This is a genomic window from Burkholderia singularis (assembly GCF_001718875.1).
GTDB classification, from domain to species: Bacteria; Pseudomonadota; Gammaproteobacteria; order Burkholderiales; family Burkholderiaceae; genus Burkholderia; species Burkholderia singularis.
This window is the reverse complement of record NZ_CP013448.1, coordinates 3,332,701-3,349,300: the sequence shown is the minus strand read 5'-3', so window position 1 is coordinate 3,349,300 and position 16,600 is coordinate 3,332,701. Positions and strand designations below refer to the sequence as shown.

16 protein-coding genes are annotated in these 16,600 nt (G+C 67.7%); 10 read left to right on the top strand and 6 right to left on the bottom strand.

The window, feature by feature from the left end:
- Positions 1–167 precede the first annotated feature (167 nt).
- Positions 168–1,910 (top strand): M48 family metalloprotease, encoded by a 1,743-nt coding sequence (locus AQ611_RS14830; protein ID WP_069234944.1) that lies wholly within the window; start codon positions 168–170, stop codon positions 1,908–1,910.
- 177 nt (positions 1,911–2,087) lie between these two features.
- Here AQ611_RS14830 and AQ611_RS14825 read toward each other — a convergent pair whose 3' ends face one another.
- From AQ611_RS14825 to AQ611_RS14800, 6 genes are all read right to left on the bottom strand, one after another.
- A complete protein-coding gene (locus AQ611_RS14825) occupies positions 2,088–2,693 on the bottom strand; it encodes a DUF2946 family protein (RefSeq protein ID WP_069234943.1) in 606 nt (201 codons plus the stop codon).
- Positions 2,686–3,720, bottom strand: a complete 1,035-nt coding sequence (locus tag AQ611_RS14820) for a YheT family hydrolase (RefSeq protein ID WP_069234942.1) — start codon at positions 3,718–3,720, stop codon at positions 2,686–2,688. Before AQ611_RS14820 ends, AQ611_RS14825 begins: the two co-directional genes overlap by 8 nt.
- Positions 3,721–3,739: 19 nt before the next feature.
- Positions 3,740–4,189 (bottom strand): nuclear transport factor 2 family protein, encoded by a 450-nt coding sequence (locus tag AQ611_RS14815; RefSeq protein ID WP_069234941.1) that lies wholly within the window; start codon positions 4,187–4,189, stop codon positions 3,740–3,742.
- Between the two features lie 100 nt (positions 4,190–4,289).
- Positions 4,290–5,330, bottom strand: coding sequence for a lipopolysaccharide heptosyltransferase II (gene waaF, locus AQ611_RS14810; RefSeq protein ID WP_059520561.1), 1,041 nt, complete (start codon positions 5,328–5,330; stop codon positions 4,290–4,292).
- Between the two features lie 139 nt (positions 5,331–5,469).
- A complete protein-coding gene (locus tag AQ611_RS14805) occupies positions 5,470–5,667 on the bottom strand; it encodes a zinc-finger domain-containing protein (RefSeq protein ID WP_059520560.1) in 198 nt (65 codons plus the stop codon).
- Between the two features lie 48 nt (positions 5,668–5,715).
- Positions 5,716–6,639, bottom strand: coding sequence for a branched-chain amino acid transaminase (locus tag AQ611_RS14800; protein ID WP_059520559.1), 924 nt, complete (start codon positions 6,637–6,639; stop codon positions 5,716–5,718).
- 259 nt (positions 6,640–6,898) lie between these two features.
- On the opposite strand from AQ611_RS14800, the gene AQ611_RS14795 reads away from it, so the two are divergent.
- The 9 genes from AQ611_RS14795 (at position 6,899) to AQ611_RS14755 (ending at position 16,550) form a co-directional block, all read left to right on the top strand.
- On the top strand, positions 6,899–7,657 hold the full coding sequence (locus AQ611_RS14795; protein WP_069235326.1) for an AzlC family ABC transporter permease: 759 nt from the start codon (positions 6,899–6,901) through the stop codon (positions 7,655–7,657).
- Positions 7,654–7,977: an AzlD domain-containing protein gene (locus AQ611_RS14790; protein WP_059520557.1), complete on the top strand. Its 324-nt coding sequence runs from the start codon at positions 7,654–7,656 to the stop codon at positions 7,975–7,977. Before AQ611_RS14795 ends, AQ611_RS14790 begins: the two co-directional genes overlap by 4 nt.
- Before the next feature lie 313 nt (positions 7,978–8,290).
- A complete protein-coding gene (locus AQ611_RS14785) occupies positions 8,291–9,484 on the top strand; it encodes a phosphoglycerate kinase (RefSeq protein ID WP_059520556.1) in 1,194 nt (397 codons plus the stop codon).
- Between the two features lie 225 nt (positions 9,485–9,709).
- On the top strand, positions 9,710–11,146 hold the full coding sequence (pyk, locus tag AQ611_RS14780) for a pyruvate kinase (protein WP_069234940.1): 1,437 nt from the start codon (positions 9,710–9,712) through the stop codon (positions 11,144–11,146).
- 271 nt (positions 11,147–11,417) lie between these two features.
- On the top strand, positions 11,418–12,482 hold the full coding sequence (gene fba, locus AQ611_RS14775) for a class II fructose-bisphosphate aldolase (protein WP_059520554.1): 1,065 nt from the start codon (positions 11,418–11,420) through the stop codon (positions 12,480–12,482).
- Between the two features lie 143 nt (positions 12,483–12,625).
- Positions 12,626–13,516, top strand: coding sequence for a phosphoribosylaminoimidazolesuccinocarboxamide synthase (locus tag AQ611_RS14770; RefSeq protein ID WP_069234939.1), 891 nt, complete (start codon positions 12,626–12,628; stop codon positions 13,514–13,516).
- 36 nt (positions 13,517–13,552) lie between these two features.
- Complete coding sequence (gene purE / locus AQ611_RS14765) at positions 13,553–14,077, top strand: 5-(carboxyamino)imidazole ribonucleotide mutase (protein ID WP_059520552.1); 525 nt, start codon at positions 13,553–13,555, stop codon at positions 14,075–14,077.
- Positions 14,078–14,298: 221 nt separating this feature from the next.
- Positions 14,299–15,513, top strand: a complete 1,215-nt coding sequence (locus AQ611_RS14760; RefSeq protein ID WP_069234938.1) for a 5-(carboxyamino)imidazole ribonucleotide synthase — start codon at positions 14,299–14,301, stop codon at positions 15,511–15,513.
- Between the two features lie 11 nt (positions 15,514–15,524).
- Positions 15,525–16,550, top strand: coding sequence for an L-threonylcarbamoyladenylate synthase (locus AQ611_RS14755; protein ID WP_059520616.1), 1,026 nt, complete (start codon positions 15,525–15,527; stop codon positions 16,548–16,550).
- Positions 16,551–16,600: the final 50 nt, after the last annotated feature.

Genomic DNA, 16,600 nt, shown 5'->3' with positions numbered 1-16,600 from the left:
AACCCAAAGGGCGCCCATCATAGCAGCGCGGGGCCGGACGATCTCCCCGGGTCGTGCCGACGGCCCCGCAGTCCGCCATCGTCCGCCGCGCCGCGCGCGAGCGCATCCCGCCGCTACAATAGCGCAGACGAAACCACTGCCGCGCCACGGCTGTCCCGATTTTCTTCATGCGCGTCAAACCGTTGCTTGCCGTTCTGCTTTGCTCGGCACTTGCGCTGCCGCCCGGCGGTTATGCGCAGCCGCGCGCCGATGCGCCGCCGCTCGAAACCGCGCCGGCGGACATCGGCGTAGGGGCGGCTTTGCCCGGTCTTGCCGATGCGTGGTCGACGCTGCCGTCCGGCATTGCCGCCGGGGTGTTCGGCAAGTATGGGGGCGCGCAAAGCCGGCTGTCGGACACATCGGACGCGCCGACTCGCTCATCCGACGCGACACCCAATTGGCGCGCACCGTTGCGTGCGCTGCAATTGCCCGATCTTGGCGATGGTTCCGGCGGCGCGCTGACGCCGCGGGCGGAGCGCCGTCTCGGCGAGCGCGTGATGCGCGACGTGCGGCGCGATCCCGATTATCTCGACGACTGGCTCGTGCGCGACTACCTGAATTCGGTGGCGGCGAAACTGTCGGCGGCGGCCACCGCGCAATTCATCGGCGGCTACGTGCCAGATTTCGATTTGTTTGCCATGCGTGATCCGCAGATCAATGCGTTTTCGCTGCCGGGCGGCTTCATCGGCATCAATAGCGGACTCGTCGCGACGACGCAGACGGAATCGGAACTCGCGTCCGTGATCGGTCACGAAATGGGACACGTGCTGCAGCGGCACATCGCGCGAATGATCGGTGCGAACGAGAAGACCGGCTACGCGGCGCTCGCGACGATGTTGTTCGGCTTGCTCGCGGGCATTCTCGCGCGCAGCGGCGATCTCGGCAGCGCGATCGCGATGGGCGGCCAGGCGTTCGCGATCGACAACCAACTGCGCTTTTCGCGCTCGGCCGAGCGCGAGGCCGATCGCGTCGGCTTTCAGTTGCTGGCCGGCGCGGGCTACGATCCATACGGAATGCCGGGCTTTTTCGAGCGGCTCGACCGTGCGTCGACGGGCGGTGATGCGGGCGTGCCCCCGTATGCGCGCACCCATCCGCTGACGGGCGAGCGGATCGCCGACATGGACGATCGCGCGCGGCGCGCGCCGTACCGGCAACCGCGGCAGTCGCCGGAATACGGTTTCGTGCGTGCGCGCCTGCGGATTTTGCAGAACCGCTCGTTGACCGACTACGCGAACGAGGTGCGCCGCATGCGTAGCGAAATCGACGACAGGATTGCGCCGAACGTCGCGGCGAACTGGTATGGGATTGCGCTCGGCGAGACGCTGGGCGGCCGATACGATGAAGCGTCGCGCGCGCTCGCGGCGGCGCGCGACGCGTTGGCACGCGAGGCGGCGCGCGATGCCGGAGGGCTGCCGGACTCGCCCAGCCTCGACGTGCTCGCGGTGCAGATTACGCGTCTGTCGGGCCGCGCCGACGACGCGGTGCGGCTTGCCGCGGCTGCGCACAAGCGTTGGCCGGGCTCGCACGCGGCGATTGCCGCGCACTTGCAGGCATTGCTGGCCGCACGCCGCTACGCGGACGCGCAAACGCTCGCCCAGGCCGAAACGCGCGCCGATCCCGGCCAGCCGGACTGGTGGAACTATCTCGCGCAAGCAAGCCTTGGCAAAGGCGATGCACTGATGCAGCGCCGCGCGCTGGCGGAGAAGTTTGCGCTCGATGGCGCGTGGCCATCGGCCATCCGGCAGTTGCGCGAGGCGCGCGACAACAAGTCGGCGGGCTTTTACGAGCAGTCGATCATCAGCGCGCGGCTGCATGAATTCGAGGCGCGCTACAAAGAAGAGCAGGAAGACGACAAGGATAAGCGCGGTTGACGCATGCGGCGGTAGTGCATTCGTGCGCCGGGTCGTGCAGGCCGGTGTCGGCATGCCGGACTGGCGCGCTCGCCCGGGCCTTGGATACTGGGTTCGGCAGCGGTGCGCAGGCGCGGCGTTCGACCAAGCGCGGACCGAAGCTGAAATCTTAGGCCGCCGGCTCAGCGCCGCCGCGGGTCAGTCCGCGGCGTGTTTTGGCGATTGCCGGTTGCGCGCCGCGGGACTTGCCACGAATCCGAACCGCCGCGCGACGTCGTCGCGCCGGATCGGCTCGATGCGCAAATCCACGCCGCCGCCCAGATGCAGCACGCCGTGCGTGCCGTCGCCGTCGAGGTCCGCGCGATCGGCGAAGAGCCCGAGGTCGTGGTCGTGCAGCGCGGCGACGCGCGGCGGCGCCGACGCATCGGCGAACAGCACCCCGCCCGCATCGTCGAGCCACACGCCGGCGGGCTCGAACGGGTGCCCTGTATGATCGGCGAGCGCGAGGCGCGTGGGCGCGGCGCTATCCGGCACGATCCGCACGATCCACGGCGTATATGCCAGTTCGACATATACGCGCTGCGGCCCGTTCTGGAAAAACCATTGCCCGTCGGCGTCGCGCTCGTAGTTGCGGCCGATGAAGTCGATCAGCGCCGGATGCCGGATGGGCGAGCCGAGCGCGCCCGCGGCTTGCGCCGCGTCGTCGCGCATGCGCCACACGCCGCGGCGATCGAGCAGCAGCCATCCGACGCAATGCGCGACGTTCGGCCATTTGGCGAGTGCCTGCTTGACGATGTCATCCATGGTCGACGAAACGTAGACAAAAATCGAAGATACGCGCCGACAGCCAGTCGATGCGCCCCGGAAACGGGCCCGTCATGAAGCCTGCGTGACCGCCGTGCTCCGGCTGGTCGAGTTCGACCATGCGCGACACGTCGCGCGGGCCGGGCAGCGCCGACGCCGGCAGGAACGGATCGTTGCGCGCGTTGAGAATCAACGTCGGCACGTTGATCGCGGCGAGCAACGGGCGTGTCGTCGCCCGCGTCCAGTAGTCGTTCGCGTTGACGAAGCCGTGCAACGGCGCGGTGACGACGTCGTCGAAATCGTGCAGCGTGCGCGCGGCGAGCATCGCTTGCCTGTCGAAGAGGCCGGGATATTGATCGAGCTTCATCAGCGCTTTTGTTTTCAGCGTCTTCAGGAAGCTGCGCGTATAGACCATCGAGAAGCCCCGCGAGATCGCCAGGCCGCCCGCATGGACGTCGATGGGCGTCGAGACCGCGGCGGCGGCCGCGACGATCGACGTGTCGCCGCGCCGGGCGCCGAGCCAGTGCAGCAGCACGTTGCCGCCGAGCGATACGCCCGCCGCGACGAGCGGGCCGCGATGGCCGCTCGCGAGCCGCCGCAGGATCCAATCGACTTCGTCGCTGTCGGCGAGGTGATAGAAGCGCGGGCGCCGGTTCATTTCGCCGCTGCAACTGCGAAAGTGCGGCACCGCGCCATGCCAGCCGCGCGCGCGGGCGGCGGCCATCAGCATGCGCGCGTAGTGCGAATCGGAACTGCCCTCGAGGCCGTGGAACAGCACGATGAGCGGCGCATCCGGCGCGGGGGCCGCGCCGTCGGGGTACGCGAGCCAGTCGACGTCGATGAAATCGTCGTCGGGCGTATTCCAGCGCTCGCGCCGGTATTCGACGTCCGGCCGGCGTCCGAACAGCGCGGGAACGATCGTTTGCGCATGACTCGTCGGCAGCCACAGCGGCGCGCGGTACGGCGCGAAGGCGGCCGCCCGGGGGGGCTCGTCGGCAGCGGGAAGCGGAGGGAGCGCCGTACTCATCGCTGCGAACGCGCCGCGTTCAGTGAAGCGGCCCTTGGGCGTGGCGGATCTTCGCGGCGAACTCGTTCGCCGTGCGTTCGGGGATCGCGCTTGCATGAATATGCGCGATCCGCCATTCGCCACGTTCATGGATCATCACGTAAGTGGTAAACACCATGTGCGGCGCGGCCGCGGGATCGGCCTGCTGCTGGTGCGCCTCGGCGACCGTGTAGACGACGGTGCCCAGGCTGTCGTAGACGCGGATGTCGAGCGGCTCGATCGTCACGGGGCGAGCGGCAAGCCGGGCGCCCAAGCCGCTCCTGATCTGATCGAGGCCGTGCAGGTGCGCGCCGTCCGCCCAAATGCAACTCGCGAAATCCTCGTCGATCCAGAGGGCCATCAGCGCATCGAGATTGGCGTCGGCGGTTGCCTGGTAGTACGCGTTCAGCGTATCGGCGGCGGCTTCGAAGAGGCGGGCAAAACGTGGCATCGGGTCTATCTCTCGCGCGCGGCGCGCGCCATTTCATCGTACCGTTGGGGGGATGCGGGCGCGCGGCGCGCGACGCGAGCGGCCCTTGGGCCGCCCGGCGTCAACGTTGTTCGACGAGCATCCCGCGCAAATCGCTGAAAACCTGCTCCGGGCTCAGCTCGCGCAGGCAGTTCAGGTGGCCGAGCGGGCATTCGCGTTCGAAACAGGGACTGCATTCGAGATGCAGCCATTGTACCTTTGCCAGCTCCGACAGAGGCGGGGTGTGGCGCGGATCGGTCGAGCCGTAGAGCGCGATCAGCGGCCGCCGCAGCGCCGCGGCGACGTGCATCAGCCCGGAATCGTTGGTGACGACCGCGTTGGCGCGTGCGATCAGCGCGCACGCTTCGGACAGCGAAGTCTGGCCGCACAGGCTTTTCACGTTCGGCGCGCGCTCGGCGATGGCCTGCGCGGCGGCCGCGTCCTTCGGCGAGCCGAGCGCGACGATCTGCGTATAGGGGAACGATTGGCTCACGCTTTGCGCCAGCGCCGCGAAATGCTCGGGCGGCCAACGTTTGGCCGGGCCGTATTCCGCGCCCGGGCAGAACACGATCAGCGGTTTGCGTGTATCGAGGTTGAAGCGCGTGCAGACGCGCGCCGTCTCGTTCAGATCGGCGTCCAGGCGCGGCGGCGGCAGCGTTTTTTGCGCGTCGGGCAGCTTCGCGCCGGGTGCATAGGCGAGCGCCGCGTAATGCTCGACCATCGGCGGGCGGGCGTCGCGGGCCTTCGCGGGGTTCGCATGGCGCACGTTCAGGAGGCCGTAGCGATGCTCGCCGGTATAGCCGATCCGCAGTGCAATGCCGGCCATCCAGGGAATCAGCGCCGATTTCAGCGAATTCGGCAGCACGTAGGCGGCGTCGTAGCCGACGTCGCGCAAGTCGCTGGCGAGCTGCCAGCGCCGCAGCGGCTGTAGCTTGCCGTGCGCGAGATCGGTCGCATGGACATCGTGAATCTCGGGCATGCGCTCGAGCACGGGCGCGACCCATGCCGGCGCCACGGCGTCGATGACGATGCGGGGGTGCAGTTTTTTCAGCAGCGCAAAGAGCGGTTGCGCCATCAATGCGTCACCGATCCAGTTCGGTGCGATTACCAACGCTCGACGCATCAGGTCGATTTCCGATGTCGTGATGAAACGCGGCGCGCGTGCGCCGTGCTCGGGTTGTGGGGAACGGGGCGGCGGCGCGAGCCGGCCCGGCCGATCGCGCCGCGCCGGGCGCGGGGGCCGTGAGCCGGCCGGCCGCGGCTCAATGGTGGCCTTGCAGGACTTCGCCGTCGCGCAGCTTGTAGCGCGTGCCGCAGTACGGGCAGCGCGCTTCGCCGTGCGTGACGTCGATGAACACGCGCGGATGCGCGCTCCAACGCGGCATCGTCGGATTCGGGCAGTACGCGGGCAGATCTTTCGCCGTCAGCTCGATGAGCGGCATTTCCTTGATTTCACTCATGGGGATTCTCGTTATCGCGATGAAACGCGGCGCCGGCGCGCCGCGCGCTTAGATTTTCGTGAGCCAATCCTGGTGCTGCGCGCTCTTGCCCGACACCACATCGAAGAACGCCGCCTGCAGCTTTTCGGTGATCGGGCCGCGCGCGCCGCTGCCGATCGTGCGGTTGTCGAGTTCGCGGATCGGCGTGACCTCGGCCGCGGTGCCGGTGAAGAACGCTTCGTCGGCCGTATAGACTTCGTCGCGCGTGATGCGTTTCTCGATGACCTCGATGCCGGCTTCCTTCGCGAGCGTGATCACCGTGTCGCGCGTGATGCCGTCCAGACACGACGAGAGGTCGGGCGTGAACAGCTTGCCGCGGTTCACGAGGAAGAAATTCTCGCCGGAGCCTTCGGACACATAGCCGTCGACGTCGAGCAGGAGCGCTTCGTCATAGCCGTCGGCGGTCGCCTCCTGGTTCGCGAGGATCGAGTTCACGTACCAGCCGGAGGCCTTCGCGCGCACCATCGACACGTTCACGTGATGGCGGGTGAACGACGACGTCTTCACGCGGATGCCCCTGGACAGGCCTTCCTCGCCGAGGTATGCGCCCCACGGCCACGCGGCGATCGCGACATGGATTGTGTTGCCCTTGGCCGACACGCCGAGCTTTTCCGAGCCGATCCAAATGATCGGGCGCAGGTAGCACGATGCGAGCTTGTTCTCGCGGACGACTTCGCGTTGCGCCGCCTCGAGCGTTTCCTGGTCGAACGGCACGTCCATCTGGAAAATCTTCGCCGAGTTCAGCAGGCGCTTCGTGTGTTCCTTCAGGCGGAAGATCGCGGAGCCGCCGTCGGCCGTCTGGTAAGCGCGCACGCCTTCGAATACGCCCATGCCGTAGTGCAGCGTGTGGGTCAGCACGTGGATCTTGGCGTCGCGCCAGTCGATCAGTTTGCCGTCCATCCAAATCTTGCCGTCGCGATCGGCCATTGACATAGGTTTCTCCCGGTGAATGCGGTATTCGCGGAAAACGAGCGCGGTCGGCCTGGGTGCTCCGGCACGCGGCCGCGTCGAAAAGACGCTCATTTTAGCGTTTTTGCGCGAGCAACGGTCAGCAGGACCAGGGGGGCGGCGCTATAATCGCCGCATCAATCCCATCGCAACAATAATGGGCGGCGGCACGCGGCGCGCAACAGTATGGCGCGGCGTGCGCAAGCCGCCCGGCTCTGCGCGTCGAAGGCGCTTCCCATATCCGATGCTCGCTCGTTTTTCCGCCACCGACCGTTTCGCATTCGCCCAAGGCGCCCGCGATTATTCGCCGACGCTGATGGCGATTCTGTCGTGGGGGCTCGTCACCGGCATTGCGATGAGCAAGTCGGTGCTGACGACGGGGCAGGCGCTCGGCATGTCGCTGCTTGTCTACGCGGGCTCGTCGCAGCTTGCGGTGCTGCCGCTGTTCGCCGCGAAGCTGCCGGTCTGGACGATCCTGCTGACGGCCGCGATGGTGAATACGCGCTTCGTGATCTTCAGCGCGGGGCTTGCGCCCCATTTCTCCCACCTGCCGCTCTGGCGGCGGCTCGCCATCGGCTATTTCAACGGCGACGTGATCTATCTGCTGTTCCAGAAGCAGGGCTTCGCGACGGGGCAGGTGCCGGGCAAGGAGGCGTATTTCTGGGGGATGGCGCTGGCGAGCTGGCTGTCGTGGCAGGTGTCGTCGCTCGCGGGGATCGCGCTCGCGAATATTTTTCCGGATAGCTGGGGGCTCGCGCTTGCCGGCACACTCGCGCTGATTCCGATCATGGTGTCCGCGATCGCGAACCGCTCGACGCTCGTGGCCGTCTCGGTTGCGGGAATCGTGTCGCTCGTCGCGTTCGAGCTGCCGTACCGGCTCGCGCTGCCGCTCGCGGTGGTCGCGGCGCTCGCCGCGGGCGTGATCGCGGACTGGATCGCCGAGCGCGCCGACTGGCGGCGCATCCGCGCCGAGCGGCGCGCCTGCGCGGAGGATGCCGAATGACCGATCTGCAGACCTGGCTCGCGATCGCCGGGATGACGCTCATCACCGCGCTCACGCGCGCGCTGTTCCTGATCGGCGGCGAGCGCACGGTGTTGCCCGAGCGCGCGCAGCGCGCGCTGCGCTACGCGCCCGCCGCCGCGCTCGTCGCGGTCGTGTTGCCGGACGTGCTCGAGACGCCCGCGGGCATTTCTTTCGCGCTGTCGAATCACGATTTCTACGCGGCCGCGGCGGGCCTCGGATGGTTTCTGTGGCGGCGCAGCATGCTCGGCACGATCGTCGTCGGGATGCTGGTGTTCACGCTGCTGCGGGTTTGGGTCTGACGCTGGGGCCGCCGCGCGCGAATGGGCACCGGTGCGGCGTCGCGGCGTTGCGATGCCGGCGGCCGGCGTGTCGTGGCATCGCGCGCCGCCCATTGTGCGTTCGCCCGCCTGAGCGCCGGAATTCGTCGCTGCGGATGGCCGCGGGACGGCAGCGCGGCAGTCGGATCGGCTAGAATGGCCCTTTCCGGAATTTCCCGCGCGTGCGCAGCGCGAGCCTGGCCAGGCGAAGCCGGCGGGTCGCGCGAGGCGCCTTTCACGGCGGCTGCCCGCGCGCGTTCGAAGCGCCTTCCTTCACCAACCTTCATCCAGTCCCATGAGCCAAGTCAAGCGTCTTACCGATTTGATCGCCGAAGGCCAGCTCTCCGGCAAACGCGTCTTCATCCGGGCCGATCTGAACGTGCCGCAGGACGATCACGGCAATATCACCGAAGACACGCGCATCCGCGCGTCGGTGCCCGCGATCCAGGCCGCGCTCGAGGCGGGCGCGGCCGTGATGGTCACCTCGCACCTCGGCCGTCCGACGGAGGGCGAGTTCAAGCCCGAGGATTCGCTCGCGCCCGTCGCGAAGCGTCTGGCCGAACTGCTCGGCCGCGACGTGCCGCTCGTCGCGAACTGGGTCGACAACGGCGTGTCGGTCGCGCCCGGCCAGGTCGTGCTGCTCGAGAACTGCCGCGTGAACAAGGGCGAGAAGAAAAACTCGGACGAACTCGCGCAGAAGATGGCGAAGCTTTGCGACATCTACGTGAACGACGCGTTCGGCACCGCACACCGTGCGGAGGCGACGACCCACGGAATCGCGAAATACGCGGGCATCGCATGCGCGGGCCCGCTGCTCGCGGCGGAACTCGATGCGCTCGGCAAGGCGCTCGGCAATCCGAAGCGCCCGCTCGTCGCGATCGTCGCGGGCTCGAAGGTGTCGACCAAGCTGACGATTCTCAAGTCGCTCGCGGAGAAGGTTGATCAATTGATCGTCGGCGGCGGCATCGCGAATACGTTCATGCTCGCGGCGGGGCTGTCGATCGGCAAATCGCTCGCGGAGCCGGATCTCGTCGGCGAGGCGAAGGCGATCATCGACGATGCGCGAAAGCGCGGCGCGTCGGTGCCGATTCCGACCGACGTCGTCGTCGCGAAGGAATTCTCGGCGACGGCCGCGGCCACCGTGAAGAAGGTGAGCGAGATCGAGCCCGACGACCTGGTGCTCGACATCGGCCCGGAAACCGCGAAGGCGCTGGCCGGCCAGCTCGAGAAGGCGGGCACGATCGTCTGGAACGGCCCGGTCGGCGTGTTCGAGTTCGACCAGTTCGGCAACGGCACGAAGACCCTGGCGACGGCGATCGCGAATTCGGCCGCGTTCTCGATTGCCGGCGGCGGCGACACGCTCGCCGCGATCGCGAAATACGGCATCCACGACAAGGTCAGTTACATCTCGACGGGCGGCGGCGCGTTCCTCGAATTCCTCGAAGGCAAGAAGCTGCCCGCCGTCGAGGTGCTCGAAACGCGCGCATGATGCACGCGTCGTGACGATGCATCCGGCGGGCCGCGCGAGGCGCGCCGGATGCGCATGGCAGGCAGGACGATGCGGCGCCGGCGATGCGAGCCGGCGCGCGCGAACAAAGCGACGCCGGGCGTGAGCACCGGCGCGCACCGACGGAGGCGGCGGCGGCTGGGCCGCGCGGCTTTCGCTCTCGCAGCGACCCATCCAGCGTTTTTACTCAGTCAGACGAGGAGTTTCATGCATCGCGCCACCAAGATAGTCGCGACGATCGGCCCGGCCTCCAGCTCGCCGGAGGTTCTGCTGCAGATGATGCAGGCGGGGCTCGACGTCGTGCGGCTCAATTTCTCTCACGGTTCGGCGGACGATCACCGCGCGCGCGCCGAGATGGTTCGCGACGCCGCGCGCAAGGTCGGCCGGGAGATCGCGATCATGGCGGACCTGCAAGGCCCGAAGATCCGCGTCGGCAAATTCGAGGCGGGCAAGACGATGCTCACGCCCGGCCAGCCGTTCATCCTCGACGCGGGCTGCGAACTCGGCAACGACGAGCGGGTCGGCCTCGACTACAAGGAGCTGCCGCGCGACCTGAAACCGGGCGACGTGCTGCTTCTGAACGATGGGCTCATCGTGCTGAAGGTCGAGCGGGTGGTGGGCGACGAGATCCACACCACGGTCACGGTCGGCGGCGAGCTGTCGAACAACAAGGGGATCAACCGGCAGGGCGGCGGGCTGTCCGCGCCGGCGCTGACCGCGAAGGACATGGAGGACATCCGCACCGCGATGTCGCTCGGCGCGGATCTCGTCGCGGTGTCGTTTCCGAAGACCGCGACCGACATGGAAATGGCGCGCCAGCTCGCGAACATCGCGGGCGCGCCGTTCGGCATCAAGCCGAAGATGATCGCGAAGATCGAGCGCGCGGAGGCGATTCCGGCGCTGCAGGAGATTCTCGACGCATCGGACGGGATCATGGTCGCGCGCGGCGATCTTGCCGTCGAAGTCGGCAACGCGGCCGTGCCGGCGCTGCAAAAGCGGATGATCCGGATGGCGCGCGAATCGAACAAGCTCGTGATCACCGCGACGCAGATGATGGAATCGATGATCCACGCGCCGGTGCCGACCCGCGCGGAGGTGTCGGACGTCGCGAACGCGGTGCTCGACGGCACCGACGCGGTGATGCTGTCGGCCGAGACGGCGGCGGGCAAGTATCCGGTCGTCACGATCGAGGCGATGGCGGCCATTTGCGTCGAGGCGGAGAAGTCCGAGCAGGTCGAACTCGACCGCGATTTCCTGGACCGCACGTTCACGCGGATCGATCAGTCGATTGCGATGGGCGCGCTTTTCACCGCATACCATCTCGGCGCGAAGGCGATTGTCGCGCTGACGGAATCCGGCGCGACGGCGCTGTGGATGTCGCGCCACTACACGCACGTGCCGATCTACGCGCTGACGCCACGAGTCGGCAGCGAGCGCGCGATGGCGCTGTTCAGGAACGTCACGCCGCTGCACGTCGATTTCGACAGCGATCGCGATTCCGCATTGCAAAAGGCGCTTGAACTGGTCGCGCGGCGCGGTTACGTCGAGCACGGCGACATGGTCGTGCTGACGGTGGGCGAACCGATGGGGCAGGCAGGGGGCACGAACACGCTGAAGATCGTGCGGGTCGGCGAGCATTACTGAGCCCGGCGGGCATTTGCCCGGGCCGGATCGAGCCAATCGCGCGGGTTTCCGACCCCGCGCGATTTTTTTTGCTTTTTTTCGCTTCAGTGCGATCTGGAAGACGTAACAAACGGCCCGCCGAATGCCGGTTTGGTCTGAATCGGCGGCGCTTCGCGATAAAATGCGGCTATTCGACGCTCCCGCGTCGGCGATCCCCCGCACTCATTTGATCTGCCGGGGCTCACGCCGCACGTCGTGCAGGGCGCAAGGTTTTCATACAAGGAGTACCACAATGCCTCTCGTATCAATGCGTCAACTGCTGGACCACGCGGCGGAACACGGCTACGGCCTGCCCGCGTTCAACGTGAACAACCTCGAGCAAGTGCAGGCGATCATGGCGGCGGCCGACGAAGTCGGCGCGCCGGTGATCATGCAGGCATCGGCGGGCGCCCGCAAGTATGCGGGCGAGCCGTTCCTGCGCCACCTGATCGAAGCGGCGGTCGAGTCGTATCCGCATATTCCGGTCGTCATGCACCAGGACCACGGCCAGTCGCCCGCGGTATGCGCGGCGGCGATCCGAAGCGGCTTTACGAGCGTGATGATGGACGGCTCGCTGGAGGCGGACGGCAAGACGGTCGCGTCGTATGAATACAATGTCGACGTGTCGAGGAAGGTCGTCGAATTCGCGCATGCGATCGGCGTGACCGTCGAAGCGGAGCTGGGCGTGCTCGGCTCGCTCGAGACGATGAAGGGCGACAAGGAGGACGGTCACGGCGCGGAAGGCACGATGACCCGCGAGCAACTGCTGACCGATCCGGAGCAGGCCGCCGATTTCGTCAAGCAGACGCAATGCGACGCCCTCGCGATCGCGATCGGCACGTCGCACGGTGCGTACAAGTTCTCGAAGAAGCCGACGGGCGATATTCTGGCAATCGAGCGGATCAAGGAAATTCATGCGCGCATTCCGAATACGCACCTCGTGATGCACGGCTCGTCGTCGGTGCCGCAGGAACTGCTCGCCGAGATCCGCGAGTTCGGCGGCGATCTGAAGGAAACCTATGGCGTGCCCGTCGAGGAGATCCAGGAAGGGATCAAGCACGGGGTGCGCAAGATCAATATCGACACCGACCTGCGCCTGGCGATCACGGCTGCGATTCGCCGCTATTTCGTCGAGAATCCGGCAAAATTCGATCCGCGCGACTACCTGAAGCCGGCGCGCGAAGCGGCGAAGAAGATCTGCGTCGCGCGCTACGTCGCGTTCGGCTGCGAAGGTCAGGCGGGCAAGATCAAGCCGGTTCCGCTCGACAAGATTGCCGAGCGCTATAAGTCGGGCGAGCTGGCGCAAGTCGTGCGCTGAACCGACGCGCAATCAGCCGGACGGGCGGCAGCGTGCCGCCGTTGTCCGGTTGCCGGCCCGCTGTGCTGTAAGATCGCCGTTCCCGCGTACCGACGGGAACGGCGTTTCCCTTTTTGTTTGGCCCTCATTTCTGCGAAAAGACGATGTCTACCCTTTACGAATCCACGCTGCGCTCGCTGCCGCTTCTCGGTCGCGGCAAGGTCCGCGACAACTACGCGGTCGGCCGTGACAAGCTCCTGATCGTGACGACCGATCGCCTGTCGGCGTTCGACGTCATCATGGGCGAGCCGATTCCGAACAAAGGGCGCGTGCTCAACCAGATGGCCAATTTCTGGTTCGGCAAGCTTGCGCACATCGTGCCGAACCATCTGACGGGCGACGCGCCGGAATCGGTCGTCGCGGCCGACGAAGTCGAGCAGGTGCAGGGGCGCGCGGTGGTGGTCAAGCGTCTCGAGCCGATCCTGATCGAAGCGGTCGTGCGCGGCTATCTGGCCGGCAGCGGCTGGAAGGATTATCAGGCGACGGGCAAGGTGTGCGGCGTCGAGCTGCCGGCTGGCCTGCAAAACGCGCAGAAGCTGCCCGAGCCGATCTTCACGCCGGCGGCGAAGGCCGAGCTTGGCCACCACGACGAGAACATCTCGTTCGAGGAAACCGAGCGCCGCATCGGCACCGAGCTTGCCGCGACGATCCGCGACATCTCGATCCGCTTGTACAAGGAAGCGGCCGATTATGCGGCAACCCGCGGCATCATCATCGCCGATACGAAGTTCGAATTCGGTCTCGACAACCACGGCGAGCTGTACCTGATGGACGAGGCGCTGACGGCCGATTCGTCGCGTTTCTGGCCGGCCGACCAATATCAGGTGGGCACCAACCCGCCGTCGTTCGACAAGCAGTTCGTGCGCGACTGGCTGGAGACGCAGGACTGGGACAAGACGCCGCCCGCGCCGAAGCTGCCCGACGAGGTGATCGCGAAGACGAGCGCGAAGTATCAGGAAGCGCTCGAGCGGATTACCGGCGGCACGCTTGCCTGATTCGCGCCCCGATTGATTGACGCGAGGAAGCGCACGATGAGCGAAGTACAGAACGCCCAACATCACACGCACAGCGCGCCGTTGGTCGGCGTGCTGATGGGCTCCAGTTCCGATTGGGACGTGATGCGGCATGCCGTTGCGATCCTGCAGGAGTTTGGCGTGCCTTACGAGGCCAAGGTCGTCTCCGCGCACCGGATGCCCGACGAGATGTTCGATTACGCCGAGAAGGCGCGCGAACGCGGCCTGCGCGCGATCATCGCGGGCGCGGGAGGCGCCGCGCACCTGCCGGGCATGCTCGCCGCGAAGACGACGGTGCCCGTGCTCGGCGTGCCGGTGGCGAGCAAGTATCTGAAGGGCGTCGATTCGCTGCACTCGATCGTGCAGATGCCCAAAGGCGTGCCGGTCGCGACGTTCGCGATCGGCGAGGCGGGCGCGGCGAATGCGGCGCTGTTCGCGGTGTCGATTCTGTCGGGCACGCTGCCCGATTATGCGAACCGGCTGGCCGGCTTTCGCGTGCGGCAGAACGAGGCCGCGCACGCGATGGTGCTGCCGCCGCTGTGATGCGGGCGGCCAAGCGGCTGGGCGGGAGCGTCCGGGCCGTCTGTTGCCGCCGATTCCTGAAATGAAACAACGTCCGCGCTGCTTTTCGCCGCTTTCCCCCGGGGAGCGGCCGACATGCGCGCCCGACGCAACCGCCGTCGGGGCGCCGGGCGGCGCGGCGAGTACTTGTCGATCCGGAAACCGGCGCCCGGGCGCCGAAACTGGCCCTATGCAAGGCTGACATGACTGCAATCCCCACTCCGATTTCTCCGATTCTGCCCGGCGCTTGGCTCGGCATGGTCGGCGGCGGCCAGCTTGGCCGCATGTTCTGTTTTGCCGCGCAGGCGATGGGCTATCGCGTCGCGGTGCTCGATCCCGATCCGGCAAGCCCGGCGGGCACCGTCGCCGACCGGCATTTGCGCGCCGCTTACGACGACCAGGCGGCGCTCACCGAGCTTGCCCAGCTTTGCGACGCGGTGTCGACCGAATTCGAGAACGTTCCGGCGGCCAGCCTGGATTTTCTCGCGCAGACCACCTTCGTCGCACCGGCCGGCCGGTGCGTCGCGATCGCGCAGGACCGCATCGCCGAGAAGCGCTTTATCGCGGCCTGCGGCGTGCCGGTCGCGCCGCACGTCGTGATCGAAACGGCTGATGCGCTCGCGGCGCTCGCCGACGCCGAACTCGAGGCGGTGCTGCCCGGCATCCTGAAGACCGCGCGCCTCGGATACGACGGCAAGGGGCAGGCGCGTGTCGCGAGCGCGCAGGACGTGCGCGATGCGTATGCGGCGATGGGCGCGGTGCCTTGCGTGCTCGAGAAGCGTCTGCCGCTCGCATTCGAGGTATCGGCGCTGATCGCGCGCGGCGTGAACGGCGAGGCGGCGACGTTTGCGCTCGCGCAGAACACCCATCGCGGCGGCATTCTGGCGCTGAGCGTCGCGCCCGCTCCCGCGGCGAGCGACGCGCTGGCGAGCGACGCGCTCAAAGCGGCGTTGAAGATCGCCGCCTCGCTCGATTACGTCGGCGTGCTGTGCGTCGAATTCTTCGTGCTCGAAGATGGTTCGCTCGTTGCGAACGAGATGGCGCCGCGGCCGCACAACTCCGGCCATTACACGCTCGATGCGTGCGAGACGAGCCAGTTCGAGCAGCAGGTGCGCGCAATGACGCGGCTGCCGCTGGGCAGCACGCGCCAGCATTCGCCCGCGGCGATGCTCAACATACTCGGCGACGTGTGGTTCGCGCATGGCGGTCCCGCCGGCGCAGGCGCGTTGCCGCAGCCGGTGACGCCGCCTTGGGATCAGGTCGCCGCCATGCCGACGGCGCGGCTGCATCTGTACGGCAAGGAGGATGCGCGGATCGGCCGCAAGATGGGCCACGTGAATTTCACCGCGGCGACGCTCGACGAAGCGGTCGAGGGCGCGAACGCGTGCGCTCGGCTGCTGCGCATCGCGCTCGATTGATGGGGCGGACGATGTCGAACGATCGACCGTTTCCGAGCGCCGCGCAGATTGACGACGCGGCCGCGCGGCTCGACGCGGGCGAGCTGGTCGCGTTTCCGACCGAAACCGTCTACGGGCTCGGCGCCGACGCGCAAAACCCGGCCGCTGTTGCACGGATCTACGCGGCGAAGGGGCGTCCCGCGAATCATCCGGTGATCGTTCACCTCGCGCCGGGCAGCGATCCGGACTATTGGTCGGATGCGTTGTCTGCCGACGCGCGCAAGCTGATGGACGCGTTCTGGCCGGGCCCGCTCACGCTGATCGTCAAGCGCGCCGCGCGTATTCCCGATGCGGTGAGCGGCGGCCAGGATTCGATCGGGCTGCGTTGCCCGTCCCATCCGGTCGCGCAGGCGCTGTTGCGCGCGTTCGACGCACGGCGCGGCGGGCATGGCGGCGTGGCGGCGCCTTCGGCGAACCGTTTCGGCCACGTGAGCCCGACTACCGCGCAGCACGTGCGCGACGAATTCGGCGGCACGGTGCAGGTGCTCGACGGCGGTGCGTCCGACGTTGGAATCGAGTCGACGATCGTCGATTTGTCGCGTGGATTTCCGGCGCTGCTGCGCCCCGGCCACGTGACGCCGCAGCAGATTGCCGACGTGCTCGGCGTCGCGCCCCGGCTGCCCGACGGCAGCGATGCGGGCGCGCCGCGCGCATCCGGCACGCTGAAGGCGCATTACGCGCCGCGTACACCGCTTGCGCTCGCGCCATTCGAGCAACTCGACGCATGGCTTGCCGCCGCGCGTGCCAATGGCGAGCGCGTGGCGCTCGTCGCGCGCCCGACGAGCGCGCGTGCGTGGGCGCACGCAGACGGCGTGCATTTCGTCGCGGCGCCCGAAGACCCGCAAGGGTATGCGCGCGCGCTTTACGGGCTGCTGCGCGCGCTCGACCGTGCGCAGGTCGCGCGCATTCTGGTCGAGAAGCTGCCGGATACGCCCGAGTGGGCCGCGCTTAACGATCGGCTCGGCCGCGCGGCGGCGGCGTTCGACGCCGAGCAATGACGCATGCGCGGATGGCGCGTGCCCGCTGCCCGCTCGGACGCGGCTGCCCG